Origin of the sequence: Streptomyces sp. NPDC006372 (assembly GCF_040612515.1) — a bacterium.
GTDB lineage: Bacteria > Actinomycetota > Actinomycetes > Streptomycetales > Streptomycetaceae > Streptomyces.
The window spans coordinates 156,007-179,212 of record NZ_JBEXQJ010000001.1 but is presented as its reverse complement, the minus strand read 5'-3'; the positions used below and the strand labels follow the sequence as shown (position 1 = coordinate 179,212).

Annotated in this window: 11 protein-coding genes; 7 read left to right on the top strand and 4 right to left on the bottom strand. The window is 70.3% G+C overall.

Features of this window, described 5'->3' with window-relative positions:
- Nucleotide 1 precedes the first annotated feature (1 nt).
- A complete protein-coding gene (locus ABZ016_RS00775) occupies nucleotides 2–5,566 on the top strand; it encodes a hypothetical protein (protein ID WP_356914362.1) in 5,565 nt (1,854 codons plus the stop codon).
- Nucleotides 5,567–5,720: 154 nt separating this feature from the next.
- Here ABZ016_RS00775 and ABZ016_RS00770 read toward each other — a convergent pair whose 3' ends face one another.
- The 4 genes from ABZ016_RS00770 to ABZ016_RS00755 form a co-directional block, all read right to left on the bottom strand.
- Nucleotides 5,721–6,725, bottom strand: coding sequence for a hypothetical protein (locus ABZ016_RS00770; protein WP_356914361.1), 1,005 nt, complete (start codon nucleotides 6,723–6,725; stop codon nucleotides 5,721–5,723).
- Nucleotides 6,726–6,836: 111 nt separating this feature from the next.
- Nucleotides 6,837–7,895 (bottom strand): S1 family peptidase, encoded by a 1,059-nt coding sequence (locus tag ABZ016_RS00765; protein ID WP_356914360.1) that lies wholly within the window; start codon nucleotides 7,893–7,895, stop codon nucleotides 6,837–6,839.
- A gap of 711 nt (nucleotides 7,896–8,606) precedes the next feature.
- Nucleotides 8,607–8,792: a DUF397 domain-containing protein gene (locus ABZ016_RS00760; protein WP_356914359.1), complete on the bottom strand. Its 186-nt coding sequence runs from the start codon at nucleotides 8,790–8,792 to the stop codon at nucleotides 8,607–8,609.
- Nucleotides 8,789–9,649 (bottom strand): helix-turn-helix transcriptional regulator, encoded by an 861-nt coding sequence (locus ABZ016_RS00755; RefSeq protein WP_356914358.1) that lies wholly within the window; start codon nucleotides 9,647–9,649, stop codon nucleotides 8,789–8,791. The genes ABZ016_RS00760 and ABZ016_RS00755 overlap by 4 nt, the downstream gene beginning before the upstream one ends.
- A gap of 161 nt (nucleotides 9,650–9,810) precedes the next feature.
- Between ABZ016_RS00755 and ABZ016_RS00750 the strand changes: the two genes are divergently transcribed.
- The 6 genes from ABZ016_RS00750 (at nucleotide 9,811) to ABZ016_RS00725 (ending at nucleotide 23,030) form a co-directional block, all read left to right on the top strand.
- Complete coding sequence (locus ABZ016_RS00750) at nucleotides 9,811–10,269, top strand: ATP-binding protein (protein WP_356914357.1); 459 nt, start codon at nucleotides 9,811–9,813, stop codon at nucleotides 10,267–10,269.
- A 98-nt stretch (nucleotides 10,270–10,367) separates the two neighbouring features.
- A complete protein-coding gene (locus tag ABZ016_RS00745) occupies nucleotides 10,368–11,669 on the top strand; it encodes a DUF262 domain-containing protein (protein ID WP_356914356.1) in 1,302 nt (433 codons plus the stop codon).
- Nucleotides 11,666–12,853 (top strand): DUF3696 domain-containing protein, encoded by a 1,188-nt coding sequence (locus tag ABZ016_RS00740; protein ID WP_356914355.1) that lies wholly within the window; start codon nucleotides 11,666–11,668, stop codon nucleotides 12,851–12,853. Before ABZ016_RS00745 ends, ABZ016_RS00740 begins: the two co-directional genes overlap by 4 nt.
- A 54-nt stretch (nucleotides 12,854–12,907) precedes the next feature.
- Nucleotides 12,908–13,849 carry a hypothetical protein gene (locus tag ABZ016_RS00735; protein ID WP_356914354.1) on the top strand — a complete coding sequence of 314 codons (942 nt, stop codon included), beginning with the start codon at nucleotides 12,908–12,910 and terminating at the stop codon, nucleotides 13,847–13,849.
- Between the two features lie 101 nt (nucleotides 13,850–13,950).
- The gene (locus ABZ016_RS00730) at nucleotides 13,951–20,745 is read left to right on the top strand and encodes a DEAD/DEAH box helicase (protein WP_356914353.1); all 6,795 of its coding nucleotides are present in this window, start codon (nucleotides 13,951–13,953) and stop codon (nucleotides 20,743–20,745) included.
- Nucleotides 20,742–23,030, top strand: coding sequence for a UvrD-helicase domain-containing protein (locus tag ABZ016_RS00725; RefSeq protein ID WP_356914352.1), 2,289 nt, complete (start codon nucleotides 20,742–20,744; stop codon nucleotides 23,028–23,030). Before ABZ016_RS00730 ends, ABZ016_RS00725 begins: the two co-directional genes overlap by 4 nt.
- Nucleotides 23,031–23,206: the final 176 nt, after the last annotated feature.

Here is a 23,206-nt window from a genome sequence, read left to right as displayed (position 1 = left end):
CGTGACGTACGACTCGCTGGTCAACCACGGCGACTACCTCTCGGCCCACTATCTCGCCGAAGTCCTCCCCAAGGACCTCAAGGCCAAGGACGGCCTTCTCTCACGCTGGGCCGCCTTCGAGGAGCAGGAGCGCCGCCGGCACGCCGACGCCGTCGCCGAGGCCAAGCGCCAGGGCCTCGACCCCGACTCGGTGCCTCCGCGCGCCCGCACACCCCGCGAGGGACTGCGTGCCCTGCACGGTCCCTACTTCGCGAGTCGCGCCGCCCTCGCCCAGGACGCGGAAGCGCTCGCCGACAGCGGCGCGCCCGAACCCGAGGGCTGGCGGAAGCGGTTCACCGAGAGCCACCTGGACACCCTGCACGCCCTCGGCTACACCGACGCCCACGAGCAGACCGTCACCGTCCACCGTGCCGACCGGGCGTACACCCTCCAGGTCGCCCTCGCCGAACCAGGCCTGTACGCCGTCTCCTGCGGCTGGACCACCGAGCCGGACGCCGCGCTCGACCCGGACGGCGCGGGCCGCCTGCTCCACCCCGTGGACCTGGAGGCGTCGGCGGCTCCCCTCGAAGACGCCAAGGCCCTCACCGACTTCCTCTTCGCCTGCGACACACCCCCGCGCTACGTGCTCCTGCTCGTCGGCGGCGTCATCGTCCTCGCCGACCGCCTCGCCTGGCCGGAGGGCCGCTACCTGGCCGCCGACCTCGACGCGGCCCTCAATCGGCGCGACGACCGCCACGGCGGTGAACTCGACACGGTGGCCGCGCTGTTCGGCGCCGACTCACTGCGCGTCCCCGCCGAGGGCGGCACCGCGCCGCTCGCCGGCTTCCTCGACAAGTCCGGCAAGCACGCCGTCGGCGTCTCCACCGAGCTGCGCGAGGGCCTGCGCCTGAGCGTCGAGTGGATCGCGAACGCCGTCCTGGAGCGCCTGCGCGACCCGGAGAACGGCGTCACGCCGGCCGACCTCGACGACCCGGCCCGCCTGGCCAAGGAACTCAGCCGCGAGTCGCTGCGCTACCTGTACCGGATCCTGTTCCTCCTCTACGCGGAGGCCAGCCCCGCCCTCGGCATCCTGCCCTCCGACTACCCCGAGTACGAGCAGGGTTACGGCCTCCAGCGCCTCGGCGACCTCGTCCTGCGCGACCTCGTCGGCGAGCGCTCCCGGCGCGGCTTCCACCTGTACGAGTCGCTGGAGCTGCTCTTCGACAAGGTCGAGCACGGCCACCGCCGCTACGGCACCGAGCCCGAGGACCTGGCCGCCGAGGCCGCCGCCCGTGAGGCCGCCGAGGCGGAGCGGGAAGCGGACCGGCTGCTCGCCGACGGCGCGATCACCCGCGCCGAGCACACCGAGCGCGTCCGCGAGGCCGACCGCGTCCGCCGCGCCGCCGCCCGCAGCACCAGCGCGGGTCTGCGCTTCGAGGCCCTGCGTTCGGAGCTGTTCACCAAGGAGGCGGTCCGCCTCATCGCGGACGACCAGATCGAGAACCCGTCCTACCGGGGCGGCGAGGCCGAGAAGCGCCGCCCGTTCCTCGACACCCGGCTGCGCAACGAGACCCTGCACAAGGTGCTGCGCCGCCTGATGCTCACCCAGGGCCGGGGCAGGGAGCGCGGCGGATTCATCTCGTACGCCCAGCTCGGCATCAACCAGCTCGGCGCGGTGTACGAGGGCCTCATGTCCTACACCGGCTTCATCGCGGAGGAGGAGCTGTACGAGGTCGCCAAGGGCGGCGACCCCTCGGGCGGCAGCTGGATGGTCCCCGCCTCACGCGTCCAGGACTACGCGGACGAGGTCTTCGTCCAGCGGACGAACCCGGAGACCGGCCGCCGCGAGCGGGTGGTCCACCCCAAGGGCACGTTCGTCTACCGCCTGGCCGGCCGCGACCGCCAGACCTCCGCCTCCTACTACACGCCGAAGTCCCTCACTGAGGTCACGGTCGAACTGGCCCTCAAGCACCGGCTCGACCAGGACGGCACCACCACCCCGGCCAGGGAACTCCTGGAGTGGAAGATCTGCGAACCCGCCCTCGGCTCGGGCGCGTTCCTCAACGAGGCCATCGACCAGGTCGCCGCCGAGTACCTGCGGCGGCGCGAGCACGAGCTGGGCCGCCGGGTGGACCCTGAGCTGCGGCAGATCGAGCTCCAGAAGGCCAAGGCGTACATCGCTCTGCACAACGCGTACGGCGTCGACCTCAACGCCACGGCGGTGGAGCTGGCCGAGGTCTCCCTCTGGCTCAACTCCATGCACCCGGGCATGCGGGCCCCCTGGTTCGGCCTGCACCTGCGGCGCGGCAACTCGCTCATCGGCGCGGGCCGCAAGGTCTACCGGGCCGACGTCCTGACGGACGGCCAGTGGCTGGCGAAGAAGAACACCCTCCCGCCCACCGACCTCCCGTTCCGGGACGGCCCGCTGCCCGAGGGGGCGGTGCACCAGTTCTTGCTGCCCGCGATCGGCTGGGGCGCGGTCGCCGCTGAACCGGAGGCGAAGAAGCTCGCGGCGGACGAGGCGAAGGCGCTCGGCACGTGGCGCAAGGGTGTGCAGAAGGCGCCGAAGGGGCCGAAGCCGTTCCAGGAGCGCGGCGAGGAGACCGCCGAGGCACGGCAGAAGCGCTACGCCCGGTGGCGCAAGGCGGCCGAGAAGACCGAGCTGGGCCGCTTGCAGGGCTTGGCCCGCCGTGCCGAGTTCCTGTGGTCGCTGGTCGCCACCCGCCTCGAACTCTCCGAGCGGGCGGTCGCCCGGCGCGTCGACGTGTGGGGCGCGGACTGGCTGGAGCAGTCCTCGGAGGCGGAGGACAAGCAGAAGGTCCTCGACGACCTGACCCGGTTCGGCACCCCGTACTGGCGGCTGAAGACCGTGATGGACGCTTGGTGTGCGCTCTGGTTCTGGCCGCTGGACAAGGTGGGCGAACTCGACGGCACGGGTGTGGTGTACGAGACGGGGGGCGCGTTCGTCGACGAGTCGTCGGTGGCGGGGCTGCTGGGTGGGGGCCGCGCGGCGGCCGCCACGGAGCAGGTCGTGGACCCGGGGGAGTCGGCCGGTTCCTCTGCTCCGGGCGACCAGCTGTGGCGGATGGCCGGACTGTTTGACGACCCCGACGGCGAGCAGGAGGAACTGGGCACGGGTGCCGACTCTGAGGCCCGGCCGAAGCGGAGTCCGTCGCGTCCCCGCAGGAGCGGCGGCGGGGAGCAGGAGCGGAAGACCGTCCCGCTCCAGAGCCTCGGCGACTGGCTGGACTTCCTGGAGAGCGTCCTCGGCAAGGCCGACATGCCCGAGAACTCGCTGCTCTCGGGCATCGAGAACCTCAGCCCCGATGAGGCGCTGGGGGTGCTCACCGATGTCGAGGACCGCCTGGAGGGCTTCCTCGGCATGCGACCGGCCCGGCTGCTGCCGTTCCGCTACCCGTGGCTGAACACGGTCGAGGACATCGCCGGCACGACGGAGAAGGACATTAAGGCGGAGGACGGCCACGGCTTCTTCCACTGGGAGCTGCACTTCGCGCATGTGTTCCGGGGGCCCGGGGGCGGGTTCGATCTTCAGGTGGGGAATCCGCCTTGGGTGCAGCCCAGGTGGGTGGAGAACCCGGTTCTCGCTGAGTACGAACCGTGGTTCATGCTCACCGAGAAGCCGACCAAGGCGGAACGCACGCGGCGGCGTGACGAACTGCTGAAGTCGCCCCGCGCCCACGCGTATCTGCTCGCCCAGCTCGCGTCGACGAGCGGCACGGGCGAGATGCTGGGGTCCGGTTCGGTGTACCCCCTGCTCGCGGGGACCCAGCCGGACCTGTACCGGGCCTTCATGTGCCGGACGTGGCAGCACATGGCGGCCAACGGCTCCGTGGGCCTCGTCCACCCGGGTTCGCACTTCAGCGGTGATAGGGAAGGGCGGCTGCGTGAGGCTGCGTACACCAGGTTGCGGGTGCACGGCGACTTCGTGAACCAGGGAAACCGCTTCTTTCCGCCCCCTGTCGGCCATGCCAGTCACTTCGGCGTGCACATCTACGGACAGGAAGGCGAGATCGGCTTCGACCATCTGTCTTGGCTCGTTTCCGTAGATGCGCTGCGCCTGTCGGCCGAGGATGACGGAACGGCTCCGGACCCTGGGATCAAATACGGCACGAGCTGGGACGAACGCCCGCACCGCAAGCGGATCGTCCGCGTGGACGAGGTGATGCTCGCCCGGTGGCAGAAGCTCACCGGCGACGAGGCACAGCCTGTACGCCAGGCGCGGCTGTTGTCGCCGGTGAGCACGGCGGAGGCGCAGGCGATCGAGGCGCTCGCGGACTACCCGCTGCGGCTCGCGGAGTACGAGCCACAGATCAGCAGCGGTTACCACGAAAGCGGAGCCAAGGCGGCTGACCTCATCGACTACAACACACCGGACGACTCGGGTGTGGTCAGTCGCCCCGACGACTGGTCCGAGGTGATCCTCAAGGGCCCGCAGATCGGCCTGGCCAACCCCATGTTCAAGCAACCGAGCCAGGGTAGCGGTGATCTCCTCGGGCTCAACCCGATGACGCTGGCGGACGATGCCGTGCCCGAGTCCGAGTACGTGTACGTCGCGAAGCCCGAGGTGTACCGGGCCGCGCAGGACGTGTGGAGCGACGGCAGGACGCTGGAACAGCTCACGGAGTCCACGCGTGAGGTGACGCGGGCACGGAACGCGGCAGCCAGGCGGTTCGAGGTGGCGGCGTCGGAAGTCCTCGACGAACAGGTGGAGGCGGAGCTGTTGCGGCGGCTGCGGCGGCCGTACACGGAGTTCTATCGGGTCGCGTGGCGCAAGATGATCGCGCCAGATACAGAGAGGGCTCTTTACACAGCCTTGCTACCTCCTGGTACCGCGCACGTTGATGCCTTGCGGAGCGCGGCGCTGCCTGAAAACCGGAGCACTGCGATGTTGGCTGGCTTCTGGGCGTCGCTTCCGGTGGATTACTTGCTGCGCACAGTTCGTGTGCGGAACCTCGATGTAGCTCCGGCGAGGCGACTGCCCGCGCCAGCCGTCGACCACCCACTTGCCTCCGCCCTCTTGTTGCGTACTCTGCGCCTGAATTGCCTTACATCTGCCTACGCGGATTTGTGGGAAGAGCTGTACGAGCCGACTTGGCCCGGCTACGAACCCTGGGCAGTGGAGTGGCCCGATATGCAGCCTCTCCACGCGGTCGGCCCGAGGTGGGATCGGTCAACCCCGCTCCGGAGTGAGCGTGCGCGTCGGGCTGCCCTGGTGGAGATCGATGCCCTGGTCGCTGTTTGGCTCGGAGTGAGTGCGGACGCGCTCGTGGCCATGTACAAGTCCCGGTTTCCGATCATGCAGGACTTCGACGCGGTCACTTGGTTCGACGCGAACGAACGTAAGATCGCCGGTGGCCGTCACACGTTCGGCTTCGGCCAGACCAAGGAGCACTACGAACACTTCCTCGCCTACCAGAAGAAGGAGCGGCACGAGCCCCCCGAGGGCTACACCGCACCCTTCTACAAGGCCGACCGCGAGAGGGAGATGCGCGAGGCGCACGCCCATTTCTCCGCACGGCTTCAGGAAGCCGTCGACACAGGCAAGTGGATGCCGTCTGCCCGCTGAACGGCAGCGCCCCGTGCCTGACCTGTCCGGCACGGGACACAGGTCGAAGGGCCAGTCGCCGAAACCGCCGGCCAGGTCCGCCGCCACCGCGCCCCTGCCGTCACGGCCGACAATGTGGTGGACGGCGTGTACAGCGGGCTGGATGATGTTGCGCTTACGTCCAGCTCGGTGCCGTCCCTTTGGGGTCTCCGAACGGCACTGGTCGACCAGTGAGGGCGTCCAGGAGGAGGCGGTCACTGAGCGGCTGCGACAGTTTCACCCTCACGTCCTGTTCGATCATGTCGGCGGAGCATGGGCCGCTTTCTGCCCCCTTGACAGAGGCGTACAACACGACGCTCTCCTCTGTTTCCAGCGCTTTCACGACGGGGCCGTCGTCGCAGGATCCGTGCGTGGCCCGCACAGTTACGGAACGACCATCTGCCGCCGTTCCGGCCAGCCGGGCAATGCTCCTGAGACCGCCGGCAGCCCCTTGTCGGGCTTGTTCGATCGGCGGCTCGGGAAGCTTTGAGGGGGTTACGGCGACACGCTTAAGCGGGGTGTCGTAGCTCTCCAGCGTGAACAACCATGCGGGAACGGTTGCCTTGCCGCGGCTTGTCACGATGGTTGTTGTGCCGAGCCGGGCCCCCGTCACGGTCAGGTGGGGTCCTGCGCTGCGATTGAGAGCGAACGACTGGTATGCCTTCTCTGCCTCGATCAGTGGGCGGGTGAGATCTTTCCCGTTTCCCCAGTCCACCTTCCCGACGGCGGGGGCTGTGGGGGCTGTGGTGGGCAGATCGCCTCCCAGGGCGAAGTTCTTCGTTTCGTAGGCTCGCTCGTCTGCCTTACTGCGCCAGCCGGATTCCGGCTTCTGCACCGCGTCGGCCATCGGGTAGTAGCCCTGTGCCCATGCAGCGGCGGCTGGAGAAGCCCGCCAGGCACCGGCTACTTGACGGGCGCGCTCCTCCTGCATGCGCAGCGACTGATCGTTCGCATGGCCATCATCGTCTGTGCGCTGATCATTGCCGCAACCAGCAAGGAGGCTCGTGCTCAGGAGTGATACCAAGAGCATGCGGACGGAGCGCTTCGGCTGCGTGTTCATGAAGTCCTCTGTGGTGGTCGACGAGGGTTGGCTATGGAACACAAGGACGCGGGGACTCTTCAGCGCCCAGCGCTGTCCCACTCGCACACCTTCGACGCGGAGGGGCGCATCCGGGTTCATTCGCGGCCTCCCGCCGCCTGCGGCTCTGTGACACCACCCCAGATGCAGCAGGCGGCGGGAGGCCGTGGTGGCCTAGTAGACCTTCAGGCCTTCCCAGGAGAGCACCTTGTAGACGGGCTCGTAGAAGCTGGAACGGTCCGCTTGGCTGTCGGAATCCCCGCATGGCTGGTCGGCATAGCTGCCGCCCGAATTGATGCCCAGCGCCGTCTCACCGCTGAAGAGAGGTCCTCCGCTGTCACCATGCACAGTGCAGTTGCTTGCCTCGATCATGTTGGTGAGGGTGGTGCCGTCGGTGTAGGTGACCGTCGCGTTCGTCGCCAGCACCATGCCCACGAGGTCCTGGCTCATGGTCCCCACGCGCTTCACCTTCTCCCCGTCGAACGCGGAGGCGGAACGCGAGATCTGCCCTTCCGAGCCATCCCTGTACTGGATCGTTCCGTACGGCGCGACGTCGCTGTTGCTGTACTCCACCACTCCGTAGTCGGACTGATTCACGTCGTTTCCGTAGGCCCATTCGATGGCCCTTCCGAGGGGAATGTCCCCGCTCCTGCGGCGCCAGGTGACAGCGCCTCCGTCCATGCAATGGCCAGCGGTGAGCATGTACTTCTTACCGCTGGAATTCTGCACGTTGAATCCGGCCGAGCAGGTCTTGGTCCAGTTTGTCCCGCCTGACGTGAAGTTCGAGACTATGCCCACGCCGCCGCGCATGGTGTACGCGGTCGACTCGATCTTGCCGGAGTGTTCCGTTATGGCGACCGCGTCCCCGAATCCGGAAACGGCCTTCTCGATTCGAGTCCTGTCAGCGTCGGAGACCCCGTCGTAGATCTTTACGTTCACCCGGTTGCTGCTCTGGTCGATACTCCAGGCAGTGTTGGGTATCCCCGCCAGTTGATCCAGTTCCGCCTTGGCGGAGCTGAGCTCGGCCGTGCTGTGTGGGACGACCTCCGCTGCCGCCCCAGCGCTCCGCACGGTTTCTGCCGCGGCCTGATCGGTAACGGCGACAACGAGTCGTTTGTCCTGGTAGTAGATGCCCGCTGTGCGCTTGCTGCCCAGCTGATCGGCGATCGCCGCCACCTCTGCCGGATCGGTGAGCGGTGCCGGCGCCGCCTGAGCGGCGGTAAGTGTGGTCAACGTGAGAGCTCCGCCGACCGCCGCCGCTACGATTCCTCGGTACGCGTGATGACGTCTTCGCATCTATGTCCCCCTGCTTGTCCAACTCGGATTGCGCTCCCTGTGAGCGACGAGCTCGGGCGAGACTCTCGCCGGTAGATGAGCGGTTGTTGAATTGGACATGACAGTTCCGCTTGTTGATCACATTTGGCTTGAATCCCCCTGCGGGCCGGGAAGTCCCGGCCAAAGCGTCTTGGCCTCGCCGCCGTGACTGTTCACGACGACTTGTGAGCTGGGGTGGCGGCGGGGCAGTCGCGTAGTGAGTTCATGCCGGCAGGGTGCGGTGGCGGGAGAGCTGGCCGACGGTTCGGCGAAGGTGACGTCCGTGGTCCAGTGGACGGTGTTCTGGATGATCCAGTGGCCGCGGTCAGCGCGGCGGCGTCCACCCGGGCGAAAACGTCCTGCGAGGTCATGGCCCGCGCTGGTCAGCCCACTGTGATCAACATCGGCGCACCCCGCGCCGGTCACGGAGATCGGGCACCCGCGCAAGCGAGGGGAGCAGCGCGGGTTGCCCAACACCGGTCCGGCTGGCGTGAGCGAGGACGCCACAGCGGGCGTGACGGGCGTAGGAGTTGATGGAGCGACGAGCACGGCAACGTTGCGGATCTTGAAGCCTAGAGAACTCCATGAGTCGTAAGTGCCGTGCTCGTGACTCTCCCTGGGGCCTTGGGGTCAGCCCTGGGCGGCGTAAGTGATGAAGTCGCTCCAAGCGGCGGGGGAGAGGGTGAGTTCGGGGCTCCGCTGGTCCTTGGAGTCCCGGACGTGGATCGCCTGCCTGTCCTTCGCCACCTCGACGCAGCTGTCCCCCTCGGAGCCGCTGTAACTGCTCTTGAACCAGGCCAGTTCGGACGTGTTCATAGCGCTCCTCGCAGTCGCTTCAGCAGGCCCAGAGAGTCCTCGGGTGCCAGGGCCTGTGAGCGCAGTTTCGCATAGCGCTGTTGGAGCACGCTGATCTCCTTCGGGTCGTTGATCAAGCGCCCGTTCTTCTGGCCCTCTGAGTAGCCGAACCAGCGATTGTCCGGTGCCTCAGCCAACTGCAAGGGCCCGTCCAACCCCGCATGCGACGGCCTCCGCGTCGGCATCACCTGAAGCTCCACGTTCCAGTTCCGCTCGACCAACTCCAGCAACCGGTCGAACTGACCCCGCGTCACCTCCTCGCCGCCCGTCCACCGCTCCAGCACCGCCTGCTCCACGATGAAACTGAACGCCGTCGGCGGCTTGCGTGTCACCGCCAGCAACTCCTGCCGTGCCATTCGCGCCGCGATCCGCTGCTCCAGCTCCTCCGGGTCGGGCAGGGGCGGCACGTCCAGGGACACCGCCCTCGCGTACGCCTCCGTCTGCAACAGGCCCGGCACGACCCGGCATTCGTACGTGTACAAGCTGATCGCCGTGGCCTCCAGCCGAGCCCACTGCCGGAACCAACTCGCCAGCCCCGCCTGCCGCGACAGATGTGGCGCTGCCCTCCGCAGGGCCCCCGTGCTCCCGAGGATCGGCTCCGCGCGCTCCACGAAGTCCCGGTCCGGCATCCGGCGGCCCTGCTCGACCGAGGCGACCGTGTGTTTCGAGAAGCCGACCAGCGTGCCGAACTCCTCCCGGCTCAGGCCAGCGTGTTCGCGTAAGGCCTGGACGACCGCGCCGAAGGTGCGCAGACTGTCCGACGCCCCCGGTTCAGCGCCGCCCGCGCCCGTACTGCCGTCCGTGCTCTCGTAGGCCACCGCCGGACACCTCCCGTGCCACCCGCCCGCCGTAACGCTCTTGACTCCGGACATGGTCACGCACGGTGACGCGTACTGTCCACGGAATGTGCGCGTACGCTGACCCAGCGTACGCAGGGTCGCCCTGGTGAAACCGCCTGATCCGACGTCACATTGGGCATATGACACCACCGTCCACCCCCACAACCCGCCGAGCGCACGTCACCGTACGTGTGTTCACCCAGCGGTTCAGCTCCACCCCGCGCGGCGCCCGCCTCGCCCGTCGGCTCGCGCTGCACCAACTCGACACTTGGGGCGTGCCGTACGGAAGTGAGGCGTCCGACACCGCCGCCCTGCTCGTCGCGGAACTCGCCGCCAACGCCGTCACGCACGGCCGCGTCCCCGGCCGGGACTTCGAGGTCGCCGTCAAGCTCCTCGGCCGGACCCTGCGCATCGAGGTCTCCGACACCCGGGGCGAGGAGCGGCCCCCCGGTCCCGGCGCGCCCCGCCCGGCGCTCCCGCCGCTCGCGGAGGCCGGCCGGGGCATGCTCCTGGTGACGGCGCTCGCCGACCGGTGGGACGTCCTCGACCGCGTCCCCGTCGGCAAGACGGTCGTCGCCGAGCTGGATTTGCCACACTGACGGGCGCCGACAGGGCCGGACGATCTCACTGACAGGCCACGACGCCGTCTATAGGCTTTGCCGGGCACGGCATCGGGCGGCGGAGGGCAACGGGGAGCATGGCGGACCTGGAGGACAGCGGCGGCGGCCGGGGCGCCGGGCGGGACCGGCCGGCGCGGCCCCGGGGGTACGCCGTACCGGAGGACGTCGAGGGCGGGCCCGACGCGTTCTTCCTGCCGCTGGGGCCGCCCCTGGAGATCGGGTCCGACGGCCGACCGACCGGCGTCGAGCTGGAGCTTCCCTCCGACGAGGAGGAGAGGGAGGGGGAGGAAGGCCCCTACAGCGACGCCGACGGCATCTCCGCGCCGTTCCGGCCCGACAGCATCAAGATCCACACGGAGACCACCACCGTGGACCTGCTGCTGTCCCGGCTGCGGGAGGGCATGATCGACCTCGCCCCGGACTTCCAGCGTCGGGCCGGGATCTGGAGCGACCGCGCGCAGAGCCGTCTGATCGAGTCGCTGCTGCTGCGCATCCCGATCTCCAACTTCCACATGGCTCAGGACGACGAGGACAAGTGGGCCGTGGTGGACGGCGTCCAGCGGCTCACCGCCATCGCCCGGTTCATGGAGCCCAAGCTCACCGGCCTCGGTCCCCTGACCCTCCGGGGCATGGACTACCTCTGGAGACTCGACGGCAGCACCTACCAGGACCTGACCGCACGGCTGAAGATCAGGTTGCGCGAGACCCAGCTGACCGTCCACATCATGCAGCAGGGCACCCCGGACACCGTCAAGCAGAACGTGTTCTCCCGGATCAACACCACCGGCATGCGGCTGACGCAGCAGGAGCTGCGGCACGCGCTGGTACGGGGTGCGGCGCGGGAGTTCCTCGCGGACCTCGCCGAGGACCCGGCGTTCGGCGAGGCCACGCAGTGGAGCGTGTCCAACGAGCGGATGGCCGACCGGGAGATGGTGCTGCGCTTCCTCGCCTTCCGCCTGACCAACCCGGCCGCGCACGACGAGAAGGACTTCGACCGCTTCCTCACCGACGTGATGTACCGGGTCAACAACCTCACCGAGGAGCGGCGGGAGCAGCTGACACGGGAGTTCCGCAGGGCGATGCGGTGCGCGCGGGACCTGTTCGGGGAGCGGGCCTTCCGCAAGTGGCGTGACGGGCCGGGGCGTTCACCCATCAACAAGGCTCTCTTCGAGACGATCTCCGTCCATCTCGCGCTGCTCGACGACCAGGAGCGGGACCGGCTGGTAGCGTCTCGGGAGATCTTGCTCGACCGGTACGCCGAGCTGATGAAGGACTGGGACTTCGACCGGTCGATCTCCATCGGCACCGGCGACCCGGCGAAGATCCGCACCAGATTCCAGTACGTGGCACGCTTGTTCCGGGGGGTAGCCGAACAGTGATCGACCGTCTGACTCTGCACAACTTCAAGGCCTTCCGCGATGCGTCCTTACCGCTGGGGCCGCTCACCCTCCTGACCGGGCTCAACTCGTCCGGCAAGAGCAGCGTCCTCCAGTCGATCGCGCTGCTGCGCCAGTCGCACGAGGCGGGCGACCTCGCGGTCTCCCCTTACCTGCGCGAGGCTCAACGGGCCGGACTGCGGCACAGCGTCGCCAACCAGGGCTTCCTGCTCAACGGCGAACTCGTCGGCCTCGGCACCGGAGAGGACGTCCTGCACGAGGACTTCGCGGGGGACGAGGCCCGGATCGGTCTCGCCGTCGACGAGGGGCCGTACCACTACGGCTGGAGCGTCGACTACGAACCCGAACAGAACCTGCTGCCGCTGCGCGACGTGGACCTGCCGGCCACCTCCGAGGGATCCGCCGCGCCGACCGGTCCCGAGTCCGTGGCCCCCTCTTTCCTAACCGCGCCCTTCCAGTACCTGCACGCCGACCGGATCTCGCCCGCCGAGTTCTACCCGCGCGACCACCACGCGGCCATCGGCCGGGGCTTCCTCGGCGTACGCGGCGAGCACACCGTCAACTTCCTCCGCCACCACGCCCGGGACGAGGTCCCCAAGGGCCCCCTGCACCATCCGCGCGCCGAGTCCGACCAACTGCGTGACCAGGCCGCCGCCTGGATGGGCGACCTGTGCCCCGGCGTGGACATCCAGGCCGACCCCATCGACGGCGCCGACGCCGTACGCCTCTCGTACGGGTTCCAGGGCACGCTCGGCCCCACCCGGCGCCGCCGGCCCAGCCACGTCGGCTTCGGCCTCACCTACGTCCTGCCGGTCGTGGTGGCCTGCCTCACCGCCCGCCCCGGCTCCCTGGTCCTCCTGGAGAACCCGGAGGCGCACCTCCACCCGCAGGGCCAGACACAGATGGCGACGCTCGCCGCCGCTGCCGCCGCGCAGGGCGCGCAGGTGATCATGGAGACGCACAGCGACCACGTCATCAACGGCGTGCGGCTCGCCGTCAAGCAGGGGCGGATCACCCCCGGACAGGCGGTGTTCCACTACTTCCGGGGCGACGGCACCGGCGTGGAGGTCGTCAGCCCGCGGGTCGACGCGGACGGCATGCTCGACCAGTGGCCCACCGGGTTCTTCGACGAGCTGGAGAACACGCTCGACCAGCTCATCGGCTGACACGCCCGCCTGGGGAGGCGGGCAAGGCGCACACATCGTCGCGGAGGGGGAGACGTGCCGCAGCTGTTCCTGAACGAGAAGTCCTGTGAGTCGAAGGCAGATCCGGAGCGGGTCAACCGCGCCATGACCGAGATGGTCAGGGCCGTGCTCGCGGTGGCCAGGGAGGACCGGGCGGGGACCCGGCTCTTCTCCCGGGAGCCCGTCAACGCGTTACAGCTGGCCCAGGGCCACGCCATCGGCAAGTGGATCGGCACCCCGGGTGCCAGGGACCTGTGGGTGCGCCTGCTCCAGATGCAGACCAAGTGGCCCCACCGGGAGGCTTTCCCAGAGGGGGAGACCCACTCCGACGTCGAGTACCGGCATGACGGGCAGGCGGTCGAGGGGCTCGGGTCGGCGCACCTGACCGGTGGCCTCGGGGTGTCCCTGCCCGTCGAGCCCTGCTGGGACGCCGACCGGCTCACCCTCGTACGGGAGGAACTCCTCGACGACGAGGACGGCGGCTCCGCCCTCACCGACGTCGAGGTGGAGCACGCCGCCAGACGGGAGCACGTGGCCACCCATCTGTCGTGGATCCGTCGCGGCGCGGACGGCGTCCGGCAGAAGGCCGTCGAAGGCCTGCGGTCCGGCACCGAGCTGTGGAGCCTGAAGGCGGAGCTGTTCCCGCACCTCCAGTTCACACGGCTCGCCGAGCAGTACTTCGTCGAACTGCCCGAGGTGTGGGTGCAGCCGGTGGGGGAGCGGCTCGGAGAGCTCCAGGACGCGGTCAGCGACTGGAACCCGGACCGGCAGCCCATCGCGCCCCAGTGGCGTTCCTACGTGCGGACCGAGTTCGAGGCCCGCCGGCGCCTGTGCTGGTTCACCGACGACGACGGCGAGAACCGCCTGTTCGACTGGCACTGCGACTTCCTGCCGTCGCCGGGCCGGATGCACTTCCGGCTGCTCCACGAGGAACGCACCCTGCGCATCGCGTACGTGGGGCGGAAACTCGGCAAGTGAGCCGGGCCCGGGGCCGCCCCACCTCCCCCGATACCGTGGGCCGTGAACGGGCGCCCCCGGCATGCCCGCCCCGGCACGACCAGCACCAAGGAGGACCGCGCGTGCGTCCCACCCTCGCCGCCGACCAGGTACGGGCCAGCCTGAGCCAGTACCTCGCGACGACGTACGCGCTGGCCGACGAGAGCACCCGCCGCGCCCTGGAGAACTTCCTCGGCGACGCCGACGACGGCATCTTCCGCGGCCCCTACCTCCGGGTGCGCACACCGTTCCGGACCGCCGAGGGCGAGAGCTGGAAGCGGCACCTGACCTGGCACCCCGAGCTGACCCCGTACCGGCACCAGGAAGCCGCCTGGGAACGGCTGTCCACCCTGCACGGTCCGGCGCGGCCCACCCTCGTCACCACCGGCACCGGCTCCGGCAAGACCGAGTCGTTCCTCGTCCCGCTGCTCGACCACTGCTACCGGGAGCGGCTGGCCGGCCGGGAGGGCGTCAAGGCGATCCTGCTCTACCCCATGAACGCGCTCGCCACCGACCAGGCCCACCGCATCGGCGAGCGGCTCGCCGACGCCAAGGACACCCGGCTGCACGACGCCGGGGTGCGGGCGGCGCTCTACATCGGCGACACACCGTCCCAGGACTTCAAGCAGGCCAACCCCGCGATCGCCGTCGACCGCGACGAGATCCGTCGCACCCGGCCGGACATCCTGATCACCAATTACAAGATGCTCGACCTGCTCCTCCAGCGGCCCGAGGACCAGCGGCTGTGGCAGGACTCCGCGCTCGCGTACGTCGTCCTCGACGAGTTCCACACCTACGACGGCGCCCAGGGCACGGACGTGGCGATGCTGCTGCGCCGCCTCGGATCCGTCACAGGACTCGCGCGGCCCGGCCGGCCGCTGGGGCCGGTCTGCCCCGTCGCCACGTCGGCCACCCTCGGCGCGAACGGCCCAGGTGCGGACGGGCGGGGCAGGACCGCGCGGCCGGGCGGCGGGCCCGGCATGCTGGAGGTCGCCGAGCAGGTCTTCGGCGTGCCGTTCCCTCCCGACTCGGTCGTCGGCGAGGACCGGCGCTCCACCAAGGACTTCACCGGTGAGAGCGACTTCAGCCTCCCGTTCCCCTCGCCTCAAGAGGTCGCCGACCTCGGCGACCCCACCCGCGAACCGGGCGCCATGGACGACCTCATCGCCGCGTTCACCGGCCTGAGCAGACCGAGCCCCGAGGAACTCGGGGCGGTGCTGCGCCGCCACCGGCTCACCGCCGCCGTCCTGGAGATCCTCGACGGCACCCCCAAGACCCTCGTCGAGATCACCGAGGTGCTGCCCCGCTACGCCTACCACTGGGGCATGGCCGTGCAGCAGCGGCCACGGATCGCCGCCCAGGCCCTCGCCCGCTACGTCGCCCTCCTGTCGTACGCCCGTGACCCCGAGCACCCCGGACGGCCGCTGCTGTCCATCGAGGTCCACCACTGGGTGCGCTCGGTCTCCCGTGTGCTGCGGGGCATCAGCGCGGCCCGCGCCGAGTTCCGCTGGGACGACGAGCGGGTGACCTCCGGCGGCGCACTGGCCCGCAAGGACCAGAGCACTGCCGCCCGACCGTCCCCGTACGACGGGGAGGGCCCCGCCGTACCGCTCGACGCCGCCGAGCAGGCCGCCGTACCGGCCGGCGACAGCGCCCCGCCGCCCGCCGAGATCTTCCTGCCCGCCGTGTTCTGCCGCGAGTGCGGGCGCTCCGGCTGGGCCGCGTACTCACCTGAGGTCGACCCGGCCGAACTCGACCTGACCGCCACGAAGATCCGCCGCGCCTCCGTGAGCCGCGACAAGCGCCGAGTGCGCAACATGATCGCCGCGACCCCGCAGGAAATGCACGAGGCCGCCTTCGCAGCCGGGGCGGAACAGCGGCGCGGCGGGCCCGCCGTCATGGTCCTGGAAGGCAGCGGCGGACGGCTGCGCCCCCTCTCGCCCGAAGCCGACTTCAGCAGCCCGGCGGACGGCGAGGGACCACGCAGGCCCGCGCCCCTGCACAACGCGGCGTTCGTCCACGTCGACCTCGACGGCGACCGGGCAGCGGAACGCGACCAGTGTCCCGCCTGCCGCACCTTCAACTCCATCCGCTATCTCGGCACCGGCCTCGCCGCGCTCGCCGCCGCCGCCATCACCCAGCTCTTCACCGGTGGCGAACTGGACAAGAACCTGCGCGAGAACAAGACCCTCCTCTTCAACGACTCCGTCCAGGACGCCGCCCACCGCGCCGGATACGTCGCCAGCCGCTCGTATACGTTCTCGCTGCGCGCACTTCTCGCCAGCCGCATCGACGAGGACGAACCCACCACCCTGAACGACCTGGCCGCCGACCTGATCGCGGACGTCGTCGACAGCAAGGCGGTGCAGGCCGCCGTCATCCCGCCGGACCTGCACCTGATCCGCGGCGTGGACACCCTGCTGTCCGGGCGTAGCCGCGGCTCGCGCCCAACCTGGGAACTGATCGCGCAACGCCTGGCGTTCGCCACCGTCATGGAGTTCGGACTGCGGTCCCGGCAGGGCCGCACCCTCGAACTCACCCGCACCGTCGCCGCCGACGTGCCCCTGACGGACCCCGACGCCGTGGCGGACCTCGTCCACGAAATCCTCCTCACCACACCGGGAGAGATCGCACTCCCCGACGGATCGACGCCCGGCCCCGACCAGTACCTCGGATTCGTCCGGGGTCTGCTCGAACGGCTGCGCATCCGTGGCGCCGTCCGGCACGCCTGGCTGGACCCCTGGCTCGACCAGGCCGGAGTGCGCCGGTGGGCGATCTGGGGCGGACGCGAACCCGGCATGCCCGCCTTTCCCCGCGGCGTCTCCGCGCCCGCCTTCCTGCTCGGCTCACCCAAGCAGGGCAGCGAGGACTTCGACGTGCTCACCGGCCGGCTCGGCTGGTACCAGGACTGGGCCGTACGCGCCCTCGGCCTGCGCCGGGAAGCCGCCGCCGGTTTCCTCGCCCGGCTGCTGCCCGCGCTCGCCGACACCGGGATCCTCTCCGTACGTACCGCTCTCGACGGCGCCACCCGCGTCTACGGACTCCAGCCCGGCCACATCCAGGTCCGCCGACTCGCCGACGACGTCCTGCCCGACGCCACCGCGCACTGCCCGCGCTGCTTCTGGGAACAGACCATCCACCCCGACCTCGCCGACCGGTGGCACGGACAGCCGTGCCCCCGCTACCGCTGCGGGGGGACCCTCGGCACCGGCCGCGACCTGGACAGCGGCCTGCGGCAACGGGACTTCACCGACGACTTCTACCGGCGCATGTACCGCGACGCCGGGGTCTTCACCATCAACACCGCCGAGCACACCGGCACCCTCAGCCGCGCCAGGCGCGAAGCGGTCGAGCGGGCCTTCCGCGAGGGCACCGACGTCCACTACGCCAACCCGCAGGTACTGTCCTGCACCCCCACCCTCGAACTCGGCATCGACATCGGCGATCTGTCGGCCGTCGTCCTCGCCTCGCTGCCGAAGGGACCGGCCAACTACATCCAGCGCGTGGGCCGGGCGGGCCGCTCCACCGGTAACGCGTACCTGCTCACCATGGTCGACCGCGGCCCGCGCGACCGCTACTACCTCGAAGAACCCCGGATGATGATCGCCGGGGACGTCCTGCCGCCCGGCTGCTACCTCTCCGCGGCCGAGATCCTGCGCCGCCAGTACCTGGCCCACCTCCTCGATCTCGCGGGCGCCGGACGGCTGACCGCCCCCGACGGGACACCCCTGCGGCCATTGCCCGGGCGCGCCACCGAACTGTTCGGGGCCTCGGCCTGGCAGGCGGAGTTCGCCGAGGCCGCGCTCGCCGCCGGCGAACGGCTCGTACAGGGCTTCCTCGACCTGTTCCCCCCGTACGACGAGAGCCGGGGCACCGGCGTCAGCCCGCAGGCCCGCGCCGCCCTCGTCACCTACGCGACCGATCCCGGCGAGCAGGGACTGGCAGGCGCCCTGGAAGCCGCGTGCCGACGCTGGGAGGACCGCCGCGCCGATCTTCAGCGCCGTAGCGAAGCCATCGACCGGGCCCACGGGTTGCTCGTGGCCGGCGACCCCGACCACGAACGGCAGGGGCGCGAACTGCGAGCCGAACGCAGGGACGTGGCACGGGTCTCCCGCGAGATCAGCCGCACCACCGCGCACGGCGCCCTCGTCGATCTCGGCCTGCTGCCGAACTACAGCCTGATCGACTCGGCCACCGACCTGGAGGCGACCCTCACCTGGACCGAGAAGACCGCCGACGGCACCCGCGAGAACCAGAGCAAAACCCTCCGCCACAGCCGTCCCGCGCGCTTCGCGCTCTCCGAGTTCGCCCCCGGCAACCACTACTACGCCCAGGGCTACAAGCACCGGATCACCGGACTGGACATCGGCAGCCCCGACCGCCCGGCCTGGCTCTGGTGGCGGGTCTGCCCCGACTGCGGACACGTCCGCACTCACCGCGCCGAACAGGACGCCTCACTCTGCCCCCGCTGCCGGTCCGCGGCCATCGGAGACGTCGGCTGCCTGCACAAGGTCCTCGTGCCGCGCCGCGTCACCTCCCGGGACGAACGCGACGACGTGCGCGTGCGCGACGACCGGGACGAGCGGGACGAGCGGCACTACACCGTCGTCCCGGCCGTGGACATCGAAGCGGGTGACGTCGAACAGGCGTGGAAGCACGAACACGCCACCTTCGGCTGGGAGTTCACCCGCGAGGCGCACATCCGCCACATCAACGTCGGAGCGACCCGGGTGGACGGCGGGGCCGACACGGCCTTCGCCGGACAGGAGGTCCGCCTCAACCCCTTCTGGGTATGCGACGCGTGCGGCTTCGCCGACCCCGACGGCGGGCCCGCCGCTCACGATGCCGCCGACCCGTCCGCGTACGGCAAGTACCACCGGCCCTGGTGCCGCAGACGGCGCGCCGGAGCCGACACCGCACGACGGGGCGAGAGGATCCTGCTCGCCCACGAACTGCGAACCGACGCCCTGCGCATCCTCATCCCCGCCGTCACCGCGTACACCCGGGAACGGCTCGCGTCCTTCAAGGCGCTGCTGCTGGCCGGCATCGCCCGCAGCTACGGCGGCGACCCCGACCACCTCGCGGTCGTCACCGACTCCATGCCAGAGGAACGCGGCGAGAGCGCGCACCGCCGCCACTTCCTCGTCCTGTACGACACGCTTCCCGGCGGCACCGGCTATCTGCACCGCCTCGCCGGCCAGGACGGCCTCAGGGGCGTCCTGGAGGCCGCCCGCCAGGTGATCGAGACCTGCGTGTGCGTGGGACAGGGCCGCCCCGCCTGCCACCGCTGCCTGCTGCGGCACGTCACGGACAACGAGTACGCACTCGTCTCCCGTGAGCACGCCCTCGACATGCTGGGCGACCTGTTCGGCCGCACCGCCGACCGGTGGAACGTCGGACCGGTCGCCACCACCCGGGACATCACCCTGGTGCACCAGGTGGAGAGCGAACTGGAGGCGCTCTTCCGCCGCGGGCTCCTGGAATGGGCCGAGCGGATGGACGAGGTCAGCGTCCGCACCGCGCTCACCGCGGACGGCACCCGGGACACGACCCTGCGCTTCACCGCACCCGACGGAACCGTTCGCGGCTGGCAGATGGAAACCCAGACCCCACTCGGCTTCACCCGGCCGGACGTGGTCTTCCGCAGCACCGACGAGGACCGTCGCGTCGCCGTCTACCTCGACGGCTACCGCTACCACGCGAGCCCGGAGCACCTCGTCGCCGAGACGGACGCGGTGAAACGCACCCGGCTGCGCGCGGAGGGCTGGCAGGTCTTCCAGCTCACCTGGGACGACGTGCAGGCCTGGACGGGACAGACCAGACCACAGGCCGACCCCGTGTGGAAGCCGTACCCGAACACCGCGCAGAAGACGGCCATGGACGTCCACCGGCGCATGCACGCCGGGGACACCCGTGACCTGCCGCGCCTGGTGTGGGCCAATCCGGTCGAGACACTGATCGGCTACCTCACCGACCCCGACCCCGACGCGTGGCGGCGCCGCGCCCAGAGCGCGCTCGCGGGCTTCGCCGCCGTGTCGGCGACCAGCAGGGCCCTGGCCGACGGCGAGGAGATCGGTCACCGGATCGGTGAAGCGCTGCACGGGCGGCGGCTGGCCAAGGGGCAGGGCGCCGTCCAGGTCATGGCGACCCGGGACGCGTCGGGATGCCCGCTCACCCTCGCGCTCGATCTGCGCAGGGGACAGACCGCGGCGGTCTGGACGGCGCTGACCGTACTGGACGACAACCCGGACCACGTCGCGGCCGACGAGGCCGCCCACCGCAGGCGTTGGCAGGCATGGCTCTACTGGAGCAACCTGCTCCAGTTCCTCGACGCGGGCGAGGGGGACGGGGTCCAGCTCACGACCGGCATGCTCCCCGGCTTCGAGGCGGCCGAACTGGCGGTCACCGGCGGAGCCGGATGGCTCACCTCCCAGCGGCGGGCGCACGAACCCGCAGCAGACGGACGGGATGTGGCAGCGGAGCGGCCGGCTGCCGAGGAGACCCCGGCGGCCGTGCGCGATCCCGCCTGGGACGAGGTCATCGAGCTCCTCGTCGACGATCCCGGCCTGCCCGCCCTCGCCCGCACTCTCGTCGACCGGGGCCTGCCCGCCCCGGAGGCCGGCTACGAGCTGGGAGCAGCCGCCTGGCCCGCCGAACTCGCCTGGCCCGGCCGGCGCGTCGGCGTCGTCCTCGCGCACCGTCCAGGCCCGGGCGGCGAACGGGACATCGACGCCGAACAACGGGACCAGGCCTACCGGGAGGCGGGCTGGCAGGTCCGCACCGCGACGGACTGGGACGCCGACGAACTCGCCGCCTTGGTGAACGGCGCCGGCAGTGCGACGAACGACCACGAGGAGAACGAGGAGAACGAGCGATGACGGTCACCGGCGCGCCGAGGACGGGCGTGACCCTGCGCCTGCTCGACAAGGCCGACAAGGAAATCGTCAAACTGGACCGTGCGGTCCTCGGGGCGTTCTACAAGTTCCAGCACGACTTCCGCCGCAACCCGGACGCCGGCGGTTTCCACCTCAAACAACTCGAAGGACACGACCGGCTCTGGTCGGCACGCGTCAACCGCGAGTGGCGCGCCCTGATGATCCGCCTCGGCGGTGACGACTGGCTTCTCGTCTCGGTCAAGCACCGCAGCCACGTCCACAAGAACCTGGACCGGCTCAACTACGGCATCAACCACGTCACCGGCGCCATCGAGTACGTCGACCTCCAGGTCGTCGAGGAGAGCGTGCTGCGCCGTGAACTCACGCCACCCGCCCCTCCCGCCCCGGCTCCCGCGCCCACCCCCGCTCCCGCACCGGACCGGCCGAAGCCGCCGGAGGAGCCCCTCTTCGCCGCGTACACCGAGGAGCAGCTCGCGGACCTCGGCGTCGCCGCACCCCTCATCCCGGTCGTCCGGAAACTCACCACGGACGACGAACTGCTCGGCCTCGCCGAGTACGCGCCCCGCCACACCGGGGAGGTGCTCCTCCAACTGCGCGACGGCGTCCCGTACGACGTGGTCATGGAACTGGTCACCGCACCCGTCGCCGTGACCGAGCCGGACACGAACCTCGACACCGACGACTGGCAGGCGGCCGTCGACCGCTCCCAGACCGTGGTGATCACCGATGACGAATCCCTCCAGAGCATCCTGGAGGAGGGCGACTTCGGGCGGTGGAAGATCTTCCTCCACCCCACCCAGGAGAAGCTGGTCCACCGACGTTACTCCGGCCCTGCCCGGGTCGGCGGCGGGCCGGGGACGGGCAAGACGATCGTCGCCCTCCACCGCGTGTGCCACCTCGTGCGAAAGCTCCCGCCTGGCCACAACAAGCCCGTCCTGCTCACCACATTCAACAGGAACCTCGCATCAGACCTGCGGGCCCGGCTCCTCTCGCTCGGCGGCCCCGACGTGCTCGCCCGGGTCGACATCGCCCATGTCGACCAGCTCGCCACCCGGGTCGTCAGCGAGGCCGACCCGGGCAACGCCAAGCGGCGGATCGACGACACGGCGGCGCTCCGCGAGTGGCGGGAGCTTCTGGTGGAGGCGGGGGAGACCCGCTGGAGCGCCGAGTTCCTCAGCGACGAGTGGAACCAGGTCATCCTCGGCCAGGCCGTGGCCTCCCGCACGGCCTACTTCACCGTCCGCCGCGCCGGACGTGGACGCAGTGTCACCCGCGTCGAGCGCGCCGGCATCTGGCAGCTCGCCGAACGCTTCACCCAGCGCCTCGAGACCAAGGGACTGGAGACCCACCGCCAGGTCGCGGAGCGGGCCGCGCGGCTGGAGATGGCCCGCAAGGCCAGGATCGACAAACGGGCGGAGGAACGCGAGGAACGAGGAGGACGGGACAACCTCCACATCGAGGCCGGCTCTGGTGCGTGGCTGCGGTACCGGTACCGGCACATCGTGGTCGACGAGGCACAGGACCTCAGCGCCGCCCACTGGAAGATGCTGCGCGCCATGGTGCCGTCCGAGCCCGACGACCTCTTCCTCGTCGGCGACACGCACCAGCGGATCTACGACAACCAGGTCACCCTCGGCAGCCTGGGCGTCCACATCCGGGGCCGTTCCTCCCGGCTGACGCTCAGCTACCGCACGACCCGGGAGATCCTCCGCGACGCGATCCGGGTGCTGGGCGACGCCGACTACGACGACCTCGACGGCGAAGCCGACACTCTCGCCGGGTACCGCTCGGTCCTCCACGGCCCGGCCCCGTCGCTGCGCGGTGCGCGGAGCTGGGACGAGGAGATGGACCTCGCCGTGGAGCAGTTGCGGGCCTGGCACGACGTGCCCCGCGAGTCCACGGCCATCTGCGTCCCGACCAACGACATGGTCACCCAGCTCGCCGATCGCCTCGTCCGGCACGGCATCACTCCCACGGAGATCACGCAGGACGGGCCGCGAAGCGACGAGGGCGTCCACATCGGCACCATGTACCGCTTCAAAGGACTGGAGTACCGCTGCCTGATCATCGCCGGGGTCGCCGAGGGGCTCGTCCCCCGTGCTTCGGTGGACGCCTGGGAGCACACAGACCCGAGTCGCCACCAGCGAGAACTGCACCGGGCGCGCTCGCTGCTCTTCGTCGCGGCGACCCGCGCCCGTGACGCGCTCGCCATCACCTGGCACGGTGAGCCGAGCCGCTTCCTGGCGCCGTTGCTTCCATCCCGGTGACAAGAGGCGGGGCTCTCTCTTGTCAACGATGGAGTGCCACCTCGGCCGCGAAGCCCCGCTATGCCCGCTCAGGCCGCTGCTGCACTCGTTCGTTCCAACGCGTGATCCCACGTACGGCACACGCCTCTACGGCGACGAGGCGGCCTGCGCGTAGGGGTTCCAGCCGTGCTGCCGCG